We start from the raw sequence: 19,410 nt of genomic DNA on the forward strand, positions 1-19,410 counted from the left end.
TTTGTTTGCCGCTTATCGGGTTCGTCCCGGCGGATACCCGCCGCCGAAACTCCCGAGGTGTTTATTTGTCTTTCGGCGGGTAATTGAGCGGTGCGAAAAATTCGTCGAGTGTAACGTTGTAAAACTTGCAAATAATTGTTATAGTCGTCAGATTCGGAAAATTCTTGCCGGATTCGAGTTGTGCAATTCCCAACCCGGTCGCTTCGGCCAACTCCTCCTGCGATTGGTGGTCGTGCAAGCGCCTTAGTTCCTTCACCCGCAGAATGATTTTTTGAAGCAATTCTTCGTCGCGGCGTTGTTTTTTTTGTTCCATTATACAAAAAAATGGAATAAGTCGATTTTTTATACTTAAACATGTTTAAGTATTGAGTAATTTGCTTATATTTGTACAAGTAAAATTCCGATTACAGAAATTATGCTAACTTTGCAGAATAATACGGCATCGCCGTAACGACATACCATAAGGTTAAGACAACCTTTACGCCGTTAACAAACTTCCGACTGTCGATATGACAGGTTTATGCGTGGTGTAAATATTGTCTGAAACCCTTGCTATGTCCCGGCCTCGTGCCGGGACGGGCTCGGGCGTAAGGGCAACTACCATGCAAGGCTCGGAAGGCTGGTTAACGGGAGTTTGCACCTGCGCCCTTGCTTTTTTTTCGCAGGCCGCAGGCCGTATGCCGCCTCCGGGTACGGTTCGGGCGATGAATTCTTCTCCCCCTGAACAGCGTCACTATTGTTCGTCCGGCCGTACCCGTTTTTTTTCGCCCCCCCCCTGTTTTTGCCTCCCGGTGCATCCCGCAATGGAAAAGGCCTGCGCACGTCATGCGCAGGCCTTTTGCCCAGTTGCTGTCGCAGGTCTACGCCTGCGCCGCTTCCTTCTCGGCCATCACGCAGCGCGTGGTGCCGAAAATATTGAGGTTGAGGTGCCCGGCGATGTAGGCCAGCGCCTTCTGTGCCTTGACCGAGTTGCCGGCCTCGTCGAGCGGCGGGGCGAAGGCCGCTACGCCCATCACGCCCGGGACGACGCCCATGATGCCGCCGCCCACGCCCGTCTTGGCCGGGAGCCCCGTCGTGAAGAGCCAGTCGCCCGTGTGCTCGTAGAAACCCACGGTCGCCATCATTGAGGCGATTTTGGGCGACAGCTCGGGCTTGAAGACCTGTTGTTTGGTCACGGGGTTCTTGCCTCCGTTGGCGATCGTCGCCGCCATCGTGGCGAGCTGTTTGGCCGTCACGCCGATCGAACACTGGCGCGTGTAGATGTCCAGCGCCATGTCCGGGTCGTCGTAGATGCGGTTGTAATTCTTCAGCAGCCATGCGATCGACTTGTTGTTGAAGTTGGTCGCCGTCTCCGACTTGTACAACTCGTCGATCACCTCGACCTGCGAGCCTGCGAGCCCTTCGATGAATCCGGTGATCGCCTTCCATTTGCCGTCGCTGTCGCCTACGGGCTGCACCATCGAGCAGGCGCTGATCGCCCCGGCATTCACCAGCGGCGTCGAGGGATGGTCGTTTTCGAGCAGGATCGCCATGATCGAATTGAAAGGCAGCCCCGTCGCATCGGCGCCGATCTTCGTCAGCACCTCCTGTGCGCTGTACTGGTTCATCGCCAGGATGGCCGTCGGGACTTTCGATACCGATTCGATGCCGAATTTGTAATCGGTGTCGCCCACGGCGATCACCTCCCCGTCGGGCAGGCAGGCCGCGATGCCGAAGAGGGTCGACGGTACGTTGGCCAGGTAGGGGATATAGTCGGCGTTCTTGCCGCCCGTTTCGTTCTTGCAGCGCTCGTAGGCCTGCTGTACGGCCTCGCGAACCGTTGCGTTGTCGATTTTCTGGATCATTGTCTGATATATTTACCGATTTATTTGTTGTGAAGTTCCGTATCCGAAGGTTTCGCCATCGGTTCGGGAGCGTTGGTATGTACCGGAGCCGCTACGACGGGCTGCTGCTCCCAGTGGAACGGGGCGAAGTCGGCCGCGGCCTCGGGGTCTTTCCACGACGGTTTGCGCATGGCGTAGATCACGAACGGGGCACCCACGACTACCACGCAACCGATGATGAGCACCGAGAACCAAACGGTGTTGCTGCCGGTCGAGATCTGGCTGGGCGGTACGAAGCTCAGGACGAAGGCCAGCAGGGCTCCGCAGAAACCCAGACAGCCCAGGAACCACATCAGGCCGTTGCCTTTGCCCAGGCGGAACGGGCGGTCGGTGTTCTTCATCTTGTAGCGCAGCACGATCGCCGCCGAGAACATCAGCATGTACATGATCAGGTACAGCAGCACGGTCAGCTGCGAAAGTATCTGGTAGAACGACTGCACCGAGGGCATCACGACGAACAGCAGCGCCAGCAGCGTCACGACGCAGCCCTGGATGAGCAGGATATTCTTCTGTACGCCGTTCTTGTTGGTCTTCTGGAAGAACGGGGGCAGGTAACCCGCCTTACCCACGGCGAAGATACCCTTCGAAGGGCCGGCCACCCAGGTCAGCACGCCGGCCAGCACGCCGAACATCAGGGCGATGGCAATGATCGGGCCCGCCCACGACATGTGCAGGTAGTGGAAATAGTTGTCGAAGCCCACCAGCAGCGACTGCGTGAGGCTGATGTCCTTGGCCGGGATGATGAAGCCCAGCGAGAAAGTACCCAGCACGAAGATGCAGACCGTTACGAGCGAACCGATGATGATGGCCTTGGGGTAGTTCCGCGACGGGTTCTTCACGTCCATGACGTGTATACCCATCATCTCCATACCCGCATAGAACAGGAAGATACTGCTGGCCAGCACCAGGTTGTCGAATTTCGACAGGTCGGGGAAGAAACCCTGCGACATGTCCATGTGGTTGTGTCCGCCGGTCGAAATGTAGATGATGCCCAGCAGGATCAGCAGGCCTGCGGGAATGATCGTACCGATCATACCGCCCCATTTGCTGATCTTGCCGACCCATCCCAGGCCCTTGAGTGCGATGAAGGTGGCGATCCAGTAGATTGCCAGCACCATGCAGAGCGTGAAGACCTTGTTCGAGGCCAGCGCCGCGTCGTGCACGTCGTTCATGCCGATGAAGGCGATCGACACGGCACCGAACGTCAGTACGGTGGGGTACCAGATCGTCGACTCGATCCATTGCAGCCAGATGGCCAGGAACCCCGTGCGGGCGCCGTACGCCTCGCCGACCCAGCGGAATACACCGCCCTGTTTGGTGGAGAACATCGCGGCCAGCTCCGCGGCGACCATGGCCGTCGGGATGAGGAAGACGATGGCGGCAAACAGATAGTAGAATGCCGATGAAAGTCCGTAGACGGCCTCGGCGGGGAGGCCGCGCAGACTTACTACGGCAGTCACGTTCATAATCGCGAGTGTCATGACACTCAGTTTGAACCCTGTGCTTGTGGTAGTTTTCTTTACATCCATAATTCGGTTTGATTGAAATTGGTTTTAACGCTCATTGAGGTTGCAACTACCGTGCAAATCTGCCGTACAGGCTCTTTTTGCCCGGGCGATAGCGGCCGTATTGCCGAAAAAAACTATATTTGCACATAAACTTTACGCCTATGTACCGTATCGCGCTAATCCTGGCCCTGTCCATCTTCGCCGCTTCCTGCGGCGGACGCCGTTCTCGGCCGCAGCAGACGGCCTGCGTGCCGCAGCCCCGTGTGTTCCTCCCGGCGATCGCGCCGGCGCGCCTCTCGCCCCAGGAGCAGCGCGACTACCTGCGCTGGCACTATTGGGATCGCTTCGATTTCGCCGATACCCTGTTCGTCCGCGAGGCCGATACCGTGCAGATGGTCGAGGCCTATGCCCGGTGGGTGGCCCTGATCTCCGACCGTCCGGCCGACGCCGCGCCGATGGATTCGCTCATGCGCCGCGCCTCCGCCTCGCGCCCGATGCTCGACTACTTCACGATGCTCGCCCAACAGGTGATCCACGACCCCAATTCCCCGCTGCGCAACGACGAATTCTATATCCCCGTGATGCAGGCCGTGCTGGCGAGTCCCTATTACGACGAATACGAACGCATCGGGCCGGCCTACGACCTCGCTATGGCGTCGCAGAACCGCCTCGGGCAGCGTGCCAACGATTTCCGCTACACGCTCGCTTCGGGCGCCACGGGCACGCTCTACGGCGTGAAGGCCGAATATACGCTGCTGTTCATCAACAACCCCGGCTGTGCGATGTGCAAGCAGTTGCGCGAGCAGATCGCCGGCTCGCCCATGCTTTCGGAGATGATCGAGCGCGGCCGCCTCAAAATACTGGCGCTTTATCCCGACGAAGACCTCACCGAGTGGCGGAACTACCGCGACCATATCCCCGCGAGCTGGATCAACGCCTACGATGCCGGCTGCCTCGTCCGCGAAAACGGCACCTACGACCTGACGGCCATTCCGTCGCTCTACCTGCTGGACAGCGACAAGCGCGTGCTGGTGAAGGATTCCACCGACGTGCCCTATATCGAGGAGGTTATCGACCGGAGAGGGTAGGGCGTCCCGTTCCCGGCGGCCCGCTTTCTCCGCCGGCTCTTCATACCGTTCTTCTCCGCCCTCCCCGCCTCTGCGCGCGTGCACATGACATCGGCTATAAGCGTTGCTTATCGCCCTATAAAAAAAGACAATCGTGATTTTATCCGGATTTTGTGCCTAATCGTTACCTTTGCACTGCACAAACAGAAAAACTAACACTCAAACATTATTACGATTATGGCAAAGAAATGGCGTTGTACCGTATGCGGTTACATTCACGAAGGCCCCGAGGCACCCGACCAGTGCCCGATGTGTAAAGTTGGCAAGGAGAAATTCGTCGAGGTCGTGGAGCAGGAGGACAACCTCGAATTTGTGACCGAGCATGTCATCGGTGACGGCAAGGGCGCCAGCAAGGAGCTTTGGGAAGGTCTCCAGAACCACTTTATGGGCGAGTGCACTGAGGTGGGCATGTACCTTGCGATGAGCCGCCAGGCCGACCGCGAAGGGTATCCCGAGATCGCCGAGGCATACAAGCGTTATGCATGGGAAGAGGCCGAGCACGCCTCGAAGTTCGCCGAACTGATCGGCGAGGTGGTCTGGGACACCAAGACCAACCTCTACAAGCGCATGAACGCCGAGAGCGGCGCCTGCGAGGACAAGATGCGCCTGGCACGCATGGCCAAGGAGCAGAACCTCGACGCCGTGCACGACACCGTACATGAAATGGCCAAGGACGAAGCCCGCCACGGCAAAGGTTTCGAAGGCCTTTACAAGCGTTATTTCGGCAAATAGTATTAGGTATTGCAATATATGCGAAAAGGGCGGCATTCACGTGCCGCCCTTTTCATTTGCGCATTTCGCGCAGCTGCATAAGCAGTAAAAACTTGTCTGTGAGCCACTCGTACCCCTCCTTGGCGGCACGTGCCACGTCGTAGACCGTTTCGACCTGGTCGCGGATGCGCTCCACGCCCTCGCGTATCGCGAGCAGGTAGATCACCGCTGCGAGCACGGCGAAGAATCCCCCGACGATGAGCGACGAAAGGATGAAGGAGCCCGTCACCACAGACAGCCACTCGACCAGCGCCGTAAGCAGCAGGAAGATGGCGATCGAGGCCGTCATCACGAAGAAGACCAGCGCCGCGACGAAGGAGCCGCCCGAAGTTTTTCTGTTATCCATCCCCATGAGACGTCATTCAGGCGATGTTTACTTTTCCTCGCATTTGCAGCGTGCCTCCTCGACCTTGCCGCGCACTTCGTCCACTTTTTCGCGTACCTTGTCGACTTCGTCGCCGATCAGGTCTTTGATTTGTTTGCGGAGTTCCGCACCCGACTGGGGCGTGAAGAGCATCGTGAGGGCCGATCCGATAATCATGCCGCCCACGAGCGATGCGATGACGATTCCTGTGTTTTTCATAGCTGTTGGTGTTTATTTGATTCAGCCCTTCGAGTTGCAAAGTCCGCGCCAAATTGTTACCTTTGGGAGCATGATCCCCGATCCCTGCACAACCGTGGCCTTCACCGGCCACCGTACCTATTGCGGCGAGGCCGCCGCCGCGCTTGCCGCCGCCATCCGCGGGCTTCATGCCCATGGTTTCAGGACGTTCCTCTGCGGCATGGCCGTAGGCTTCGACCTGGCCGCCGCCGAGGCGGTGCTCGAACTGCGCGGTTCCCTCCCCGGGCTGCGGCTCGTCGCCGTAGTGCCCTTTGGCGGGCAGGAGGCGCGCTTCTCCCATGCCGACCGCGCCCGCTACCGCGCTGCGATGGCTTCGGCTGACGATGCCGTCGTCCTGTCTCCGGTCTACCGTGCGGGGTGTTATGCCGTGCGCAACAACTACCTCGTCGACCATGCCTCGCTGCTCGTCGCCTGGTACGACGGTTCGCCCGGCGGCACGCGCCATACGGTTTCCCGCGCCCTGCGCCGGGGCCTGGAATTCGTGAACCTCCACCCGCAGCGTGCCGGAGTCGCGCTGACCGAACCGACGCTTTTCTGACACGGCTCCTCCCGCGGCACAAAAGGCTCGGACAAATTGTAAATAATATATGAATAATTCATCGGAACAACTCATCGGCAAGCACCCGCGCATAGAGGCCGTGGATGCTTTACGGGGTTTTGCCGTTATGGCTATTCTCCTGGTTCACAACCTGGAACATTTTATCTTCCCGGTCTATCCTGCCGATTCCCCGGGCTGGCTGAATACATTGGATCAAGGGGTATTCAACGTCGTCTTTACCCTGTTTGCCGGAAAGGCCTATGCGATTTTCGCCCTCCTGTTCGGATTCACGTTCTACATTCAAAGCGACAACCTGAAGCGGCGGGGCGGGGACTTCGGCTATCGTTTCCTGTGGCGGCTGGTGCTGCTGGCCGGTTTCGCGACCCTGAACGCGGCTTTTTTCCCGGCCGGGGATGTTCTGCTGCTGTTCGTCGTTGCGGGACTCGTCCTGTTTTTTACGCGCAACTGGGGCGACGGGGCTATCCTCGCCGCCGCCGTCGTTTTCCTGTTGCAGCCTGTCGAATGGTACCACTGCATAGCCGCCCTGCTGAATCCGGCCCACCGGTTGCCCGACCTGGGGGTCGGTGAAATGTATGCCCGAGTGGCCGAATACACGAAAGCCGGGAATTTTGGGGATTTCATCCTGGGCAATGTCACCTTGGGGCAGAAGGCCAGTCTGTTGTGGGCGGTAAACGCCGGGCGTTTCGTCCAGACCGCCGGGTTGTTCCTGCTGGGTTTCTATATCGGCAGGAAACAGTTGTTCGCCGCCACCGAAAAGAATCTCCGCTTCTGGGTGAAAACGCTGATCGTCTCCGCCATTGCCTTCGCCCCTTTGTATACGCTCAAGGAGCTTGTCACGGACAACGGTGCAGTCGTCGGGCAGACAGCCGGAACGGCGCTCGACATGTGGCAGAAGCTGGCTTTTACGCTGGTCTTGGTCGCTTCGTTCATCCTGCTTTACCAGCGCAGGAAGTTCAGTGCCGCCGTTGCCGGTCTGCGCTTCTACGGCAGGATGAGCCTTACGAACTACCTCTCCCAATCCGTCATCGGGGCCTTCGTCTATTTCCCGTTCGGCCTCTACCTTGCCCCTCGGTGCGGATATACGGCCAGCCTGTTGGTCGGGATTCTGGTGTTCCTGCTGCAGGTGCGGTTCTGCAAATGGTGGCTGGGGAGGCACAAACAGGGGCCGCTGGAATATATCTGGCATAAATGGACTTGGATCGGAACCGATAAATAGCCTGCCGGTTTCCGTTTCCGTTTCCGTTTCCGTTTCCGTTTCCGCTCCCGCTGCCGCCTCCCGCTGCTTCCCGTTGCAAAGCAAAATCCCCGGAGACGGTAGCCTCCGGGGATTTTCAAAATGTCCCTGCGCGGGATTATTTCCAGTTGAGGATCTTGTGGAAGTCGTACTCCTCGGGGTTTGCGACATACTGCTTCGCAGCCTCGTAGTCCGCAGGCGTGATGGCGTTGATGATGTTGTCCACCACCGACGAGAACTTGTCCGACTTGATGTCCACCAGACGGGGCGGTATTTTGCCCGTCGTCGGATCCTGCAGGTCTTTCAGGTAGAGCGGGTTGACATTGCCTTCCGAATCCACGTAGACCATGCATCCGGTCTTGCCCTCGGCAAAGAGCTTGTGTACGCCGATACCCAGTTCCGAGCAGTACGTCAGGTCGTATGCGATCGGGGTCTGGCAACGGATCTCGTAACCCAGCTCCACGGGGCGGCTCTTGACCTTGAGACCGATCTCCTTGAGCTTTTTCTCGATCATCTCGTTGAAGATGTGCGCTTTCGACACCTTGCCCAGCTCGGGGTGCCCGTGCTCGTCATAGGTGAAATGGATGCCGCTCTTGCGGATCTCCTCGTCGCTCAGCGCGTGGAATACGCCTTCCGAGATGACGGCGGCGCCGTAGTCCATGCCCATGATCTTACGCTTGATGATCGACGAGATGACGAGGTTCACGATCTTTTCGACCGTGATTTCCGTCTTGTCGAACATCTCGGGGATGACGATCATCGGGTAGTGGCAGGCCTCGCCGATGCCGAATGCCAGGTGGCCGGCGCTGCGGCCCATGGCAGCCAGTACGAACCAGTTGCCGCTCGTGCGGGCGTCCACGTAGACGGCGCGTGCGATGACGGCACCCTTGTCCTTGGCCGACTCGTAACCGAACGTGGGCGTGCCTTTGGGCAGCGGCAGGTCGTTGTCGATGGTCTTGGGCACGTGGATGTTTGCGATGGGGTATTTCTTGGCCTCCAGGAACTTGGCGATGCGGTTCGCGGTCGATGCCGTGTCGTCGCCGCCGACCGTCACGAGCAGCTTGACGTTGTTGTCGGTGAAGAACTTGAGGTTGAAGTTGTTTTCGAAATCCGAATCCTTGGGTTTGAAACGGCTCATCTGCAGGAACGAACCTCCCTGGTTGAAGATGCCGTCGGCCATGGGGTAGTCGATGTCCACCATGCGGGGCGACGGGTTGAAGAGCCCCGTGTAGCCCTCGTGCAGGCCGATTACGCGGTAACCTTTGCGGAGGAAAGTCTTTGCGACGCTGCCTACCACGGTGTTCATACCGGGTGCGGGGCCGCCGCCAGTCAGAATTGCGATTGCTTCTTTCATGATTGTGATTGGGTTTTTATGTTTGAACCTGAATTAACCTAAATTGCCGCCCAAAATTACGATTTATTTTTCAAACGGGCAAAAAAATGCCCGCCCTCTTGCAGGATGCAATTTTATTTATTATATTGTGAATAAAATAAAGCGTAGACTTTATAATAAACATGTCTCACTAAAAAATGTTGCCGTGAAAAAGCTTCTTTGCGATTGTTTCGCCGTGAGAACCGTATCGAATTTTTTATATTCCGCCACCCTGGCGCTGGCATTGGTGCTGGCCGGCTGTGCGGCAACCAAATCCGCCTCTGCCCCCGAACCCCGATCCGTTGACGGGGACGCCGCCTCGGCCGCCCTGCACGAGCAGGCGCTCCGGGCGCTCGATGCCCGCATGTTCGTGATCAAAGGGGATGAATTTTACCTGCCGGGCGATAAAATCCCGGTGAAACAATCTCCGGACAGTTACATTTCCATGCAGGGGACGCATGCCGTCATCCGGCTGTCACCCAGCCTCTTTCCCCGCAGTACGTGGCGCACCCTGAACATCGAGGACGATGCTGCCGAAATGACGTTGCTCAAACGCAAGCGCAACGGCGACCTGCAGTACCGGCTCTTGATCGTAGGCCCCCAAACCGCGCAGGACCGGGAGGTGATCGTGACGCTGTATAAGGGTTCGAACAAGTGCTTTGTCCGGATCAATAAAGATCTCAACAGGCGCAGCCATTTCCTCAATTTCACCGGGCATATCCATCCGGCAGGGGAGTGATGGGGCTGCGGCCGCCCGCCGCATGGTCTGCGCTCCGCAAAGAAAAACGGTGTCCGGAACTCCGGACACCGTAAATTACATAAAATTCAGTGCTTGGATATATTGAGTAAATACAGCTCTTATTCCCTGAATTTGGAGGACGCCGGGTTATTCAACCACGGTTACGTTCACAGCCTGCTCGCCTTTGGCACCGCTGCCGACTTCGAATTCGACTGCCTGCCCTTCGTTGAGCGACTTGAAACCGTCCGTCACGATACCCGAGAAATGAACGAAGATTTCCTTGCCGTTCTCTCCCGTAATGAATCCGTAGCCTTTTTTGCTATCGAACCATTTAACCTTGCCTGTCATAAAAATGTAAATTAAAAAGTTTGTACTCGGCAAAGTAAAATAAAAAACATTGGCTTTCAAAACTTTTTGGCATGTTTTTTCATCTTTGGCAGAAAATTTTTATCTTTTTTGTTTAAAAGTCATCTTATCATTTGTAACCGTTGCCATCGGCAGCCAAAGCAGGTGAAAAATCGAATTGTTTTGTCGTCGGACGACGATGGGGAAACCCAGATATGGATGCGGGGATGCGTTCCCTTATTACTTTTTTTGCTGGAACTTTACAAAATCCTTAATGATCTCCTCCTTTATAATTTCGCCGTCTTTGTATAAGGTACGCTTGCCTGAGAACTTACCCTTATCATTGGGAAAGTCGTCACGCTCCAACCATTCGCCGTCCTTTTCGCCGTCCTTATTGTATTTACCGGTTTTTTTGATTGTACCATCGGTGAAGATTTCGGAAAACGAACCTGTCATTTTTCCGTTCTCGTAGGTGACGCGCTGAATAAAATCACCGATATTGCTGCCGTAATGCGCAATTTGGCTTCCGTGCAAAACGCCGTTCTTGTAATTTCGGTTCGTGGTAATTTCCCCGCTTTCATAATCGTAATCACGTTCAACTCCGTCCTCTATGCTCATGGCATACCCTTTCTCCGTTTCAAGTTTGCCGTTGGTGTAATAGGTTTTTACGATGCCGTTCAATTTACCCTCTTTGAACGGAGCCTCTTTTTTTAATGCTACGCCATCCGAATAATACTCCTTGTAAACTCCGTCTTTGCGGCCTTCTTTATATGTTCCCTCTTCTTTGAGCCTGTTGTTTTTAAAATACTTATAGTCGCCATTATACATTCCGTCTTTGAATTCGGCGAGGATATATTCCGACCTGTATCCGTCGATAATGCGGTGCGAACCGTTCAACGGAGTGTTGTCTTTGTCATACTGGCGAAAGAGTAACCGTCCGTCGCCATAATTGATGACGGATAATTCATCTACCTGATAGACTTTTTCCTGCGCCATACCTGTAAGTGTCAATCCTACGAAAAGGAGTGAAATCGCTAACTTTACCATGTTTAAATTTGTTTTTATTTTGCAATAATAGCGGTTATCCATAAATAATCAGTTGTCCAAAACGATCATTTTGTTTTCCAATTATTATCCCTGCCCGATAATGTGCTATTAACAAATTACTTACAATAGGATACACAGAAAGACTTCTATCCGAGAGAGTATTCTTTCAATGGCTTTTTTTGTTGGCAGTCAACTTCAGGCAAGTGCAAATAAATAATGATATCAATGGCATGCGCTATTATTTTATTTCGTATCTTTGTCCTGAAGATTGTTTTTAACGTCGACGCAATATGAACAAAAAACTGAAACTCGCACTTGCGACCCTGCTGGGATTCTCGGCAGCCTGTTCCACGGTCAGGAATGCGCCCGCCAAGGGCGAGGGCGAACAGCGACAGGAAGCCGGAGCGCCCGAAGTCAGGGATTCGGTTGCGCCCCCGCGCGTGATGGTGATGTACGGGGTTCGCCCTCCCGGACAGAAAACGATCGGCGTGCCTCTCAAGGAGTCGGCGGTCGGCCCTGCCGAAGACGAGCAGCTCGACCCCGTAGCCGAGAAACCCGCCGACGACACGCCCTATATGGACACGAAGGGCAAGAAGGCTCCCGAAGGGGGGAAGTAACCCATGTCCCGTCGCCGCCTGGGGCTGCGCAAGCGTCTGGCCCTCAATATTTTTTCCGACCTTTACTCCTCGGCCGTCGCCGAGCACAGGCTCGATACGCTCTTCTGGGAATGTACGTTGCGCTGCAACCTCTCGTGCCGCCACTGCGGCAGCGATTGCCGCGTGGATCCCGGTGTGCGGGACATGCCGCTCGAAGATTTCCTGAAGGTGCTCGATGAGGAGGTCACGCCCCATGTCGACCCTGCGCAGGTGCTCGTCATCTTTTCGGGCGGCGAGGTGCTGGTGCGTCCCGACCTCGAACGCGCCGGAGCGGAGGTCACCCGCCGCGGCTATGCGTGGGGCATGGTGACCAACGGGCTGGGGCTGACCGAATCCCGCTTCCGCAGCCTGCTCGATGCGGGGCTGCGTACGGTCTCGGTGAGCCTCGACGGCTTCGAACGGGAGCACAACTATATCCGCTGTAACCCCCGCAGTTACGAACGGGCGCTCGGTGCCCTGCGCATGATCGTCCGCGAGCCGTCGCTCGCCTACGACGTGGTGACCTGCGTCTCGGGGGCGATGGTGCCCAGGCTCGGCGAATTTTGCGAAATGCTCGTCGCCGAGGGTGTGAAGCACTGGCGGCTCTTCTCGATCTTCCCCATGGGACGCGCCAAGGACGATCCGACGCTGCGCATGACCGACGAACAGTTCCGCACGATGCTCGAATTTATCCGGCAGACCCGCCGTGAGGGGCGCATCGACGTCAGCTATGCCTGCGAAGGCTTCCTCGGCGGGTATGAAACCGAGGTGCGCGACCATTTCTACCAGTGCGCCGCGGGCGTTTCCGTCGCCTCGATCCGCGTCGACGGCGCCATTTCGGGCTGCACGTCGATCCGTGCCAATTTCAACCAGGGCAATATCTACCGCGACAAATTCTGGGACGTGTGGCAAAACCGCTTCGAACCCTTCCGCAACCGCGAGTGGGCGCGGCGCGGCGAATGCGCCTCCTGCAAGATGTTCCGCTATTGCCTCGGCGGCGGTATGCACCTGCACGGCGACGACGGCGGGTTGCTCTATTGCCACTATCACCGGCTTTGACGCATATCCCTTCCTGAAAAAGGGGCCGCCGTCCGTCGGCGGCTGTTTTTTCCTCGGTTGTCCCTTTCCTTGTCGGCTCTTACCTCGGCGGTTCCGATCTCAGTTGTTCCGATCTCGACTGCTCTTCCTCGGATGCCCTTCCCTTGTCGGCTCTTCCTCGGGGCTCGGCAGTTCTTTCCTTGTCGGCTCCGATCTTAGCTATTCCGATCTCGACGGCTCATCCTCGGATGTTCTTTCCTCGGCGGCTTTTACCCACGGCATTGCCGGGGCACCTGTGCCCGTGCCCGTTTATTCGGGCAGAAGCCCGTCCAATGCGAGCCCCTCGTCAAACAGCCTCGTCTTGTAATCGACCCCCAGCTTGTCGAGCAGCCGGACGATATTGAACCCTGTGGCATACATATACTGGGATATGTCCGTCCGGTAGAGCCAGTCGTTCGCGTCAAGGTCGTAGCCGCCCGGACAGGCATGGAACTCGATGTAACGCGCCGTGCCCTCCATCGTTTCGTAAACCCGTTCCGCTCCGACTGCTTCCGGGGCCAGTTCGCGCCGCATTCTTGCATGGCGCTCCGCGCGCAGTTTCCGGAACCCGTCGATGTCCCTGCGGATAATCTCTGCATCGGTTTGCCTGAGTGCATCCAGCAGGAATGCGTTTTCCCGGTCTACGGATTCTTTGTACCAGCCGTATCTTTGATAGTGTCCTACCAGCTCCGACGAAGGGATGAGGCCCGCTCCCGAAGCTTCGAATTGCGCGAGATACGCCGGATGCCGGAATTGGAACCCGTGGAAATATTCGTGCAGCACCATCGTCCGCCATATGGCGACCTCTTCCGTGCCGGGTATGCAGCGGGCCGTAATCTCGGGCGAACTGCACAGCAGGTATGCCGAACGGTAGTCGTATGCCGAACCGGCATCGGCCGGGTCTAAGGAAATCGTTCCCTGCATGTGGAATTCGAGCGAGTCGATCGTGGGCGTCGTATAGATTTTCAACTCACCGTCCCTGTAACGCAGCGTTGCCGGATATTGCGCCAGAAACCGCGCTTCGGGATTTACGGCATAGCAAAGCGAGTCGGTGAAGTAGACCAGCGGCACTTCGAATTGCGGATCGTCGAATCCCGGCCAGACGGCTGCGGCAACCTGGGCTTTCAGCTCCAGCACCTCGCAAATTCGTGTCACGGCGATCCGGTCTTGGGCGGTCATCGGTATTTCACAACCGGATAGCGCGGTGCCGAACAGCAGGCAAAAACAGATATGGAGTAGTTTCATCGTGGGGTAGGTTAGGATCAATACGAAAAAAGAGGATATCGAATATCCTCTTTTTTCTTGTCGGGGAGACTGGATTCGAACCAGCGACCTCCAACTCCCGAAGCTGGCGCGCTAACCGGACTGCGCTACACCCCGAACATTTGGGGCTCTTATCGTTTTAAGAGCGCACAAAGATAAGTCGAAAATCCGAAAAGTCAAAATAATTTCTGCAAAAAACGCCTTCCCGGTTATATTTCGGCTGCCGCCTCTTCTGTCAGCGCTTGCAGTACCCCTTCTGTTGCCTTTCTCTGTTGCCCCTTCCATCATCCCTTTCGGCACCTTTCTAATCGTCCTTTCCGTCGTCCCTTCCATTGTCTCTCCCTGTTTCCCCGTTCCGTCTCCCGCCTGCAAGCCCCGTGCTTTCGAACTGCTGCTGCCGGGTGGCTGCGATACATGGTCGCGGACGGTCTGCGGGGCGGACAGTTTCCGCAGTTCACTATACCCGCCGCTGCACATCGGTTTACACAAATAGTCGAAAAACGTGTTAACCGAGCAAAAACCGGCAAAATAGGATGCTTTGTGGCAAAACACAAAAAAGCCTTCCAGAGCTGTCTGAAAGGCTTTTTTCTCGTGTCGGGGTAGCGGGATTCGAACCCACGACCCCCTGCTCCCAAAGCAGGTGCGCTAACCGGACTGCGCTACACCCCGTCGTTCCCGACCTTGACCCCGTGATTGGCCTTGTGCAACCCCGCGAGGCTGTTGTGTGTCAATCCCGGGCATTCCGGCCGGGGGAACCATCCGGGTTCCGGGTTGCAAAGATAACCGCTTTTTTTCGTTCCGGCAAACTTTTGCCCCGAAATCCGCCCTTCCCGGCCGTGTGCCGGATTCCTGTTGGGCGGGGCTGTCTGTTTGCTTGCCGGACGTTTTTTGCAGTCCTGTTTTTCGGAAACAGGCGGCTTTCCCGGATATAACTTTGCCGCGATCCGTATGCGTTGCCTTTCGGCAGGAGCCCTGTGGCCTCCGTATTTGCCCGGTTGCGGCCCTGTCTCCGGGCATTCCGGACGGCGCTGCTATTTCGTTGCGGTTATCTCTTCCAACAGGTGTCCGAAATCCTCACCCGGTGCGGGCTTGTACACCGCGAAGCCCAGCGCCTGTGCCGCGTCCACATTCTTCTGCCCGTCGTCGATGAAGAGTGTTTGCGCGGGGACGATGCCGCTGTCGGCGATCACCTTGCGGAAGATCGCTTCCGAGGGTTTCAGCTCGCGCAGTTCGTAGGAGAGGTATACCTTGTCGAAATAGTCGTCCATCGTGTGCCCGTCGGCCGTGAATTCGCCGCGGATGACCTCCATCGACGCCGGGTTGTTGTTCGACAACACGTAGGTGCGAATCCCCGCCCCGCGCAGCCGTTCCACCTGGCGCAGTTTCCAGACCGGAACCCCCGCCAGGAACGCGCCGTATGCCCCAGCGATCTGGGCGTCGGTGACATCGTACCGCCCGTCGAGCTTCCGCATCGCGTCGCATGCTTCGTGGAACGACAGGTCGCCCCGTTCCAGCCGTCCGATCATCTCGGCGGGATAGCAGGGGTTTATCAGGTCGGCAACCCGGTTCATGCCGAGCTGCCTGAATGCCGCTGTGCAGCGGTCTATGTCGAGGTCTACGAGGACGCCCCCGAGGTCGAAAATTACATTTTTAATATTTTTCATAGTCATCTAATGTCTTGTCCGTGCGCCGCGTCCGCGGAGTTTGGCTCCGCCGTACTGCTTCCTGCTTCTCCCCGGCGACGCAGCCCGTGTCTGTGCCGTGTGCTGCCCGGCAGGACAGCCCGCTTCCTGCGGTGGCTGCCTGCGTCGTTCCGCCTTATTTCTGGAACTTCATCGTGAAACGCCGCACCGGCCGCAGCACCCACATCGGCAATACCTTGCAAAAGGGGATCCAGGCGCGGTTCCACCAGTCGGGTACGATGCAGCGGCGGCCTTTCCACAACGCCTTCAGCCCTCGGCGCGCACAACTGTCGGGGGTGATGAGCACGCCCAGTTTGCGGCCGATGCGCTGCCAGTAGGGCGTCAGCCCGTAGAGGTCTGTCGCTACGCCCGCCGGGCAAACCGCCGTGACGCGGATGCCCCGTTCGCGTACCTCCTTGGCGAAAGCCACGGAGAACGAGCGCATGTAGGCTTTCGAGGCGCTGTATAGCGCCAGCCCCGGGAACGGCATCCACAGCGAGTAGGACGACATGTTGAGGATGTGCCCCCGCACGCCGCGGCGTACCATGTCCGCGGCGAAGAGGCGGCATAGCTGCGTGACGGTCAGGTCGTGCAGCAGGATGATGCGCTCGATGCGCTCCGCCGGCGTGTCGAGGATGTCGCAGAACGAGAATATCCCGGCGTTGTTGATCACCACGTCGACCATGATCCCCTCGGCTGCCATGCGGTCGTACAACTCCTGTGCCGCCCCGACCCGCGCCAGATCTATCGCAATCACCCGCACGTCGGGCGTCACGGCCGCCGTTGCCCTGTTGCCGCACTCCTTTCCGCTGCCGACGCCTTGCTGCGCACTACCGGCTGCGAGCGCCCCGTTCCCGTCCGTTTCAGCCCCGGGTTCCCCCGTAGCTTCGGCAATCGCCGCCGCCGGTTCGCGTCCCGGCGCCCCGCTTCCGTCTGCGGATGCTGCAACTCCCAGTCTTTCCGCAACTTTCGATTTTTCGGTAACTTCCGATCCTTCCGCGGCTTCCGGCTCTTTCGCGGCTGCTTTTCGCCCGGCCGGCCGGGCATTCCGTATCTCTTCCGCCACGGCTTCGAGCGGTGCGCGGTTGTCGCCCGCGATCACCAGCCGGTAGCCCAGCGCCGCCAGCCGCAGGGCGTAGCAGCGCCCGATGCCCGACCCGGCGCCCGTCACCAGCGCCCATGCGCTGCCCGGCGCCACTGCGCCGCGTTCCATCCGGCGGCCTTGCGGCTCGGCTGCGTGCTTCCGGCTCCCGGCCGGCGTCCCGCCTTGTGCCGCGGCCCCGGCCGTTTTGCCGTTCCGTTTACGCTTCTCCATACACTCCATGCTTACGGCAGCTTGGCCAGTTCTTCCTGTATCCTGCGTGGCAGCCCGTCGCAATGCTTGCAGCATTTCATGTCCACCGAGTACATCCGCGCGATGCAGTAGTTGCGGTGGTCGCAGCCGCTGCGTGTCGAAGCGTCGCCCTCGCGGAGCTTGTTTACGAACGCCGGGTCGTTGACCAGCGCCCGGGCCATCTGCACCAGTTCGAACCCTGCGTCCAGCGCCTTGTCGATCCCTTCGCGGCTCACCAGCCCGCCGACATATACCAGCGGGCATTTCAGCTCGGCGCGGAATTTCTTGGCGTCTTCCAGGAAATAGCACTCCTCGAAGGGAAACTGCCGGATCATGAAAGGCCCGCACCAGCGGATGAAATAGCGCAGCCACAGGGGCGAGTAGTAGCTCATCGTGTAGATCGGGATCAGCCCCCGCATCACGGCCATCGGGGCCTTGGACACGAACCCGCCCGAAAGCACGATGCCGTCCACGCCGAAGCGTTCGATCTCGCGGGCTATGGCGATGCTTTCGGGAATCTCGATGCCGCCCTTGAACCCGTCGTACATGTTGTGCTTCACCAATACGGCCGTCCCCGTTTTCGCCGCGGCCTCCATCACTTCTGTGAGGCACATCCGCATGAAGCGCATCCTGTTTTCCAAAGTCCCGCCGTACTCGTCCTTCCGGTGATTGGTGTAGGGCGAGAGGAACTGCGAGATCAGATAGCCGTGCCCGGCATGTACCTCCACCGAGTCGAACCCCGCGTCGTGCGCGGTGTGGACGGCCTTCCCGAAATCCCGTGCCACCTGCGCGATCTCGTCCTTGCGCATACCCCGCACGGGGGTGTAGGCATAGAGGTTGAACCCCGTCGATGCGCCGATCGGGATCTGCCCGGCGGTCGTCAAATGGGTCATGTTGCCGCAGTGCCCGATCTGGATGCCGGCCGCCGCGCCTTCGCGGTGTACGGCGTCGGTTATCCCGCGCAGCCCGGGCACGATCTCTGGGCGCAGCCACAACTGCTTGTCGAACGACAGCCCGCTGCGGCTCACCGCGGCGTAGGCCAGCGTGGTCATCCCCACGCCGCCGCGCGCCACCGAAACGTGGTACTCCTTGAGCTGCTCTGTGGGGCCGAAATGACGCCCCATCGACTCGAACGCCGCCGAACGTACCGTGCGGTTGCGCAGTGTCACGGGGCCTAATTTATAAGGGGTGAACAGTGATGACATTTTCCGGTAGGTTAATAGATGAAAGGTATGATCTTTTTTCGTTTCAGCGCCGTGAATTCCTTCCCGAACTCTTGTGCGTAACGCTTGTAGAGCGATGCCGCACGGGGCGCGAGGTTGGCGAACGTCCACCAGGCGAATACCGCCCCGGCCCACGACCACGAAGCTACGGCGAAGCCCGTCCATTCGAGCAGTTCGCCGAAATAGTTGGCCGACGAGACGTATCGGAACATCCCCCCGCGGGGAATGTAGTGGCGCGTGTCGCCCGGCTTGCGCAGGTGGCGGATGATATGGTCGGAATGGAGGTTTACGGCCATCCCCGCGAGGAACATCGCCCCGCCGACATAGATGTAGGGCTTTGCGAACCAGTCGGCGTAATAGCCTTCGGGCGAGACGTAGAAGATCCACCCGCCCTGCATCAGCGCGTTGAGCGTGTTGAACGCCATGCCCATCACGACGATCCCCAGCGGCATCTTCGACTCTCCGCGCAGCAGCAGCGGGAAGATGAAGGCGCGCTGCAGGTAGTGTGTCTGGAACAGCACGAAGAGCGCCAGCGGCCCGGCCTCCCATGTCCGCCCGGACATGAGCCAGAGCACGCACATTGCGACGAACACGGGCGACTCCATCATGATCCAGCCCGCCTTGTTGGGTATCGGGGGGCCGTATTTCGGGTTGAAAAGATAGCCGTATCCGGCTTCGAAAAAGTGCAGGGCGACGTAGACCCCGGCGGCCAGCACGGCCATGACGATCAGGAAGATATTGAATGTTTCTGCCATTTGTCTGCGGTTGGATAAAAACGTCGTAAAGTTACAAAACAAATCGGTATAATGAAAATCGCATCCGCCTCCCCTCCGGTTGTTTTTCTCCTTTCCGGGCACATATTTGTCTTATTGGTCGCAGCGTCTCTCCCGCCGGCCGGATTGTCCCTTTACGGCCGGTGCCCGCCCTGTGTCCGGGCTGAATGCTTTCTTCCTGTGCCCCGGCCAGTGCGGATGCCCCTCTGAGGGCCTG

20 protein-coding genes and 2 tRNA genes are annotated in these 19,410 nt (G+C 58.1%); 7 read left to right on the forward strand and 15 right to left on the reverse strand.

Annotation, left to right across the window (positions count from 1 at the left end):
• Nucleotides 1-61 precede the first annotated feature (61 nt).
• The 3 genes from DW189_RS12050 to gadC form a co-directional block, all read right to left on the reverse strand.
• Nucleotides 62-313, reverse strand: coding sequence for a helix-turn-helix domain-containing protein (locus DW189_RS12050; protein ID WP_087402931.1), 252 nt, complete (start codon nucleotides 311-313; stop codon nucleotides 62-64).
• Between the two features lie 547 nt (nucleotides 314-860).
• On the reverse strand, nucleotides 861-1,844 hold the full coding sequence (gene glsA / locus DW189_RS12055; protein ID WP_018697271.1) for a glutaminase A: 984 nt from the start codon (nucleotides 1,842-1,844) through the stop codon (nucleotides 861-863).
• 20 nt (nucleotides 1,845-1,864) lie between these two features.
• Nucleotides 1,865-3,412, reverse strand: coding sequence for a putative glutamine/gamma-aminobutyrate antiporter GadC (gene gadC / locus DW189_RS12060; protein ID WP_022332177.1), 1,548 nt, complete (start codon nucleotides 3,410-3,412; stop codon nucleotides 1,865-1,867).
• A 140-nt stretch (nucleotides 3,413-3,552) separates the two neighbouring features.
• Here gadC and DW189_RS12065 point away from each other — a divergent pair, with 140 nt between their 5' ends.
• Together DW189_RS12065 and DW189_RS12070 are read left to right on the forward strand one after the other, a co-directional pair.
• Nucleotides 3,553-4,479, forward strand: coding sequence for a DUF5106 domain-containing protein (locus DW189_RS12065; protein WP_117508367.1), 927 nt, complete (start codon nucleotides 3,553-3,555; stop codon nucleotides 4,477-4,479).
• Nucleotides 4,480-4,695: 216 nt separating this feature from the next.
• Nucleotides 4,696-5,250 (forward strand): NADH peroxidase, encoded by a 555-nt coding sequence (locus tag DW189_RS12070; protein WP_117508368.1) that lies wholly within the window; start codon nucleotides 4,696-4,698, stop codon nucleotides 5,248-5,250.
• A 52-nt stretch (nucleotides 5,251-5,302) separates the two neighbouring features.
• Here the strand turns inward: DW189_RS12070 and DW189_RS12075 are convergent, their stop codons facing one another.
• Both DW189_RS12075 and DW189_RS12080 read right to left on the reverse strand, forming a co-directional pair.
• Nucleotides 5,303-5,635, reverse strand: coding sequence for a hypothetical protein (locus DW189_RS12075; RefSeq protein ID WP_117508369.1), 333 nt, complete (start codon nucleotides 5,633-5,635; stop codon nucleotides 5,303-5,305).
• Nucleotides 5,636-5,662: 27 nt separating this feature from the next.
• On the reverse strand, nucleotides 5,663-5,872 hold the full coding sequence (locus DW189_RS12080; RefSeq protein ID WP_022332174.1) for a YtxH domain-containing protein: 210 nt from the start codon (nucleotides 5,870-5,872) through the stop codon (nucleotides 5,663-5,665).
• A gap of 70 nt (nucleotides 5,873-5,942) precedes the next feature.
• Between DW189_RS12080 and DW189_RS12085 the strand changes: the two genes are divergently transcribed.
• Together DW189_RS12085 and DW189_RS12090 are read left to right on the forward strand one after the other, a co-directional pair.
• Complete coding sequence (locus DW189_RS12085; RefSeq protein WP_022332173.1) at nucleotides 5,943-6,449, forward strand: SLOG family protein; 507 nt, start codon at nucleotides 5,943-5,945, stop codon at nucleotides 6,447-6,449.
• A 49-nt stretch (nucleotides 6,450-6,498) separates the two neighbouring features.
• The gene (locus DW189_RS12090; protein WP_117508370.1) at nucleotides 6,499-7,686 is read left to right on the forward strand and encodes a DUF418 domain-containing protein; all 1,188 of its coding nucleotides are present in this window, start codon (nucleotides 6,499-6,501) and stop codon (nucleotides 7,684-7,686) included.
• 136 nt (nucleotides 7,687-7,822) lie between these two features.
• Here DW189_RS12090 and DW189_RS12095 read toward each other — a convergent pair whose 3' ends face one another.
• Complete coding sequence (locus DW189_RS12095) at nucleotides 7,823-9,058, reverse strand: 6-phosphofructokinase (RefSeq protein ID WP_117508371.1); 1,236 nt, start codon at nucleotides 9,056-9,058, stop codon at nucleotides 7,823-7,825.
• Nucleotides 9,059-9,242: 184 nt separating this feature from the next.
• On the opposite strand from DW189_RS12095, the gene DW189_RS12100 reads away from it, so the two are divergent.
• Nucleotides 9,243-9,815 carry a DUF4251 domain-containing protein gene (locus DW189_RS12100; protein ID WP_022332170.1) on the forward strand — a complete coding sequence of 191 codons (573 nt, stop codon included), beginning with the start codon at nucleotides 9,243-9,245 and terminating at the stop codon, nucleotides 9,813-9,815.
• Nucleotides 9,816-9,962: 147 nt separating this feature from the next.
• Here DW189_RS12100 and DW189_RS12105 read toward each other — a convergent pair whose 3' ends face one another.
• Together DW189_RS12105 and DW189_RS12110 are read right to left on the reverse strand one after the other, a co-directional pair.
• Complete coding sequence (locus DW189_RS12105) at nucleotides 9,963-10,163, reverse strand: cold-shock protein (protein WP_018697260.1); 201 nt, start codon at nucleotides 10,161-10,163, stop codon at nucleotides 9,963-9,965.
• 237 nt (nucleotides 10,164-10,400) lie between these two features.
• Nucleotides 10,401-11,207 carry a toxin-antitoxin system YwqK family antitoxin gene (locus tag DW189_RS12110; RefSeq protein WP_117508373.1) on the reverse strand — a complete coding sequence of 269 codons (807 nt, stop codon included), beginning with the start codon at nucleotides 11,205-11,207 and terminating at the stop codon, nucleotides 10,401-10,403.
• Nucleotides 11,208-11,497: 290 nt separating this feature from the next.
• Between DW189_RS12110 and DW189_RS12115 the strand changes: the two genes are divergently transcribed.
• Both DW189_RS12115 and DW189_RS12120 read left to right on the forward strand, forming a co-directional pair.
• Nucleotides 11,498-11,824 (forward strand): hypothetical protein, encoded by a 327-nt coding sequence (locus DW189_RS12115; protein WP_022332167.1) that lies wholly within the window; start codon nucleotides 11,498-11,500, stop codon nucleotides 11,822-11,824.
• Nucleotides 11,825-11,827: 3 nt separating this feature from the next.
• Nucleotides 11,828-12,901, forward strand: a complete 1,074-nt coding sequence (locus tag DW189_RS12120) for a TIGR04133 family radical SAM/SPASM protein (protein ID WP_117508374.1) — start codon at nucleotides 11,828-11,830, stop codon at nucleotides 12,899-12,901.
• A gap of 288 nt (nucleotides 12,902-13,189) precedes the next feature.
• Here the strand turns inward: DW189_RS12120 and DW189_RS12125 are convergent, their stop codons facing one another.
• The 7 genes from DW189_RS12125 to DW189_RS12165 all read right to left on the reverse strand — a co-directional run bounded on the left by DW189_RS12125 (nucleotide 13,190) and on the right by DW189_RS12165 (nucleotide 19,175).
• Complete coding sequence (locus tag DW189_RS12125) at nucleotides 13,190-14,164, reverse strand: hypothetical protein (protein WP_141417965.1); 975 nt, start codon at nucleotides 14,162-14,164, stop codon at nucleotides 13,190-13,192.
• 60 nt (nucleotides 14,165-14,224) lie between these two features.
• Nucleotides 14,225-14,299 (reverse strand) — tRNA-Pro (locus DW189_RS12130).
• 477 nt (nucleotides 14,300-14,776) lie between these two features.
• A tRNA-Pro gene (locus DW189_RS12140) sits at nucleotides 14,777-14,851 on the reverse strand.
• 362 nt (nucleotides 14,852-15,213) lie between these two features.
• Nucleotides 15,214-15,846 (reverse strand): HAD family hydrolase, encoded by a 633-nt coding sequence (locus DW189_RS12145; RefSeq protein WP_117508377.1) that lies wholly within the window; start codon nucleotides 15,844-15,846, stop codon nucleotides 15,214-15,216.
• 154 nt (nucleotides 15,847-16,000) lie between these two features.
• Complete coding sequence (locus tag DW189_RS14650) at nucleotides 16,001-17,179, reverse strand: SDR family NAD(P)-dependent oxidoreductase (RefSeq protein ID WP_232045539.1); 1,179 nt, start codon at nucleotides 17,177-17,179, stop codon at nucleotides 16,001-16,003.
• A gap of 11 nt (nucleotides 17,180-17,190) precedes the next feature.
• Nucleotides 17,191-18,402: an NADH:flavin oxidoreductase gene (locus DW189_RS12160; RefSeq protein ID WP_117508378.1), complete on the reverse strand. Its 1,212-nt coding sequence runs from the start codon at nucleotides 18,400-18,402 to the stop codon at nucleotides 17,191-17,193.
• Between the two features lie 11 nt (nucleotides 18,403-18,413).
• A complete protein-coding gene (locus DW189_RS12165; protein ID WP_117508379.1) occupies nucleotides 18,414-19,175 on the reverse strand; it encodes a DUF1295 domain-containing protein in 762 nt (253 codons plus the stop codon).
• Between the last annotated feature and the right edge of the window lie 235 nt (nucleotides 19,176-19,410).

It is taken from the genome of Alistipes sp. AM16-43, from assembly GCF_003435745.1.
Lineage (GTDB): Bacteria > Bacteroidota > Bacteroidia > Bacteroidales > Rikenellaceae > Alistipes > Alistipes onderdonkii.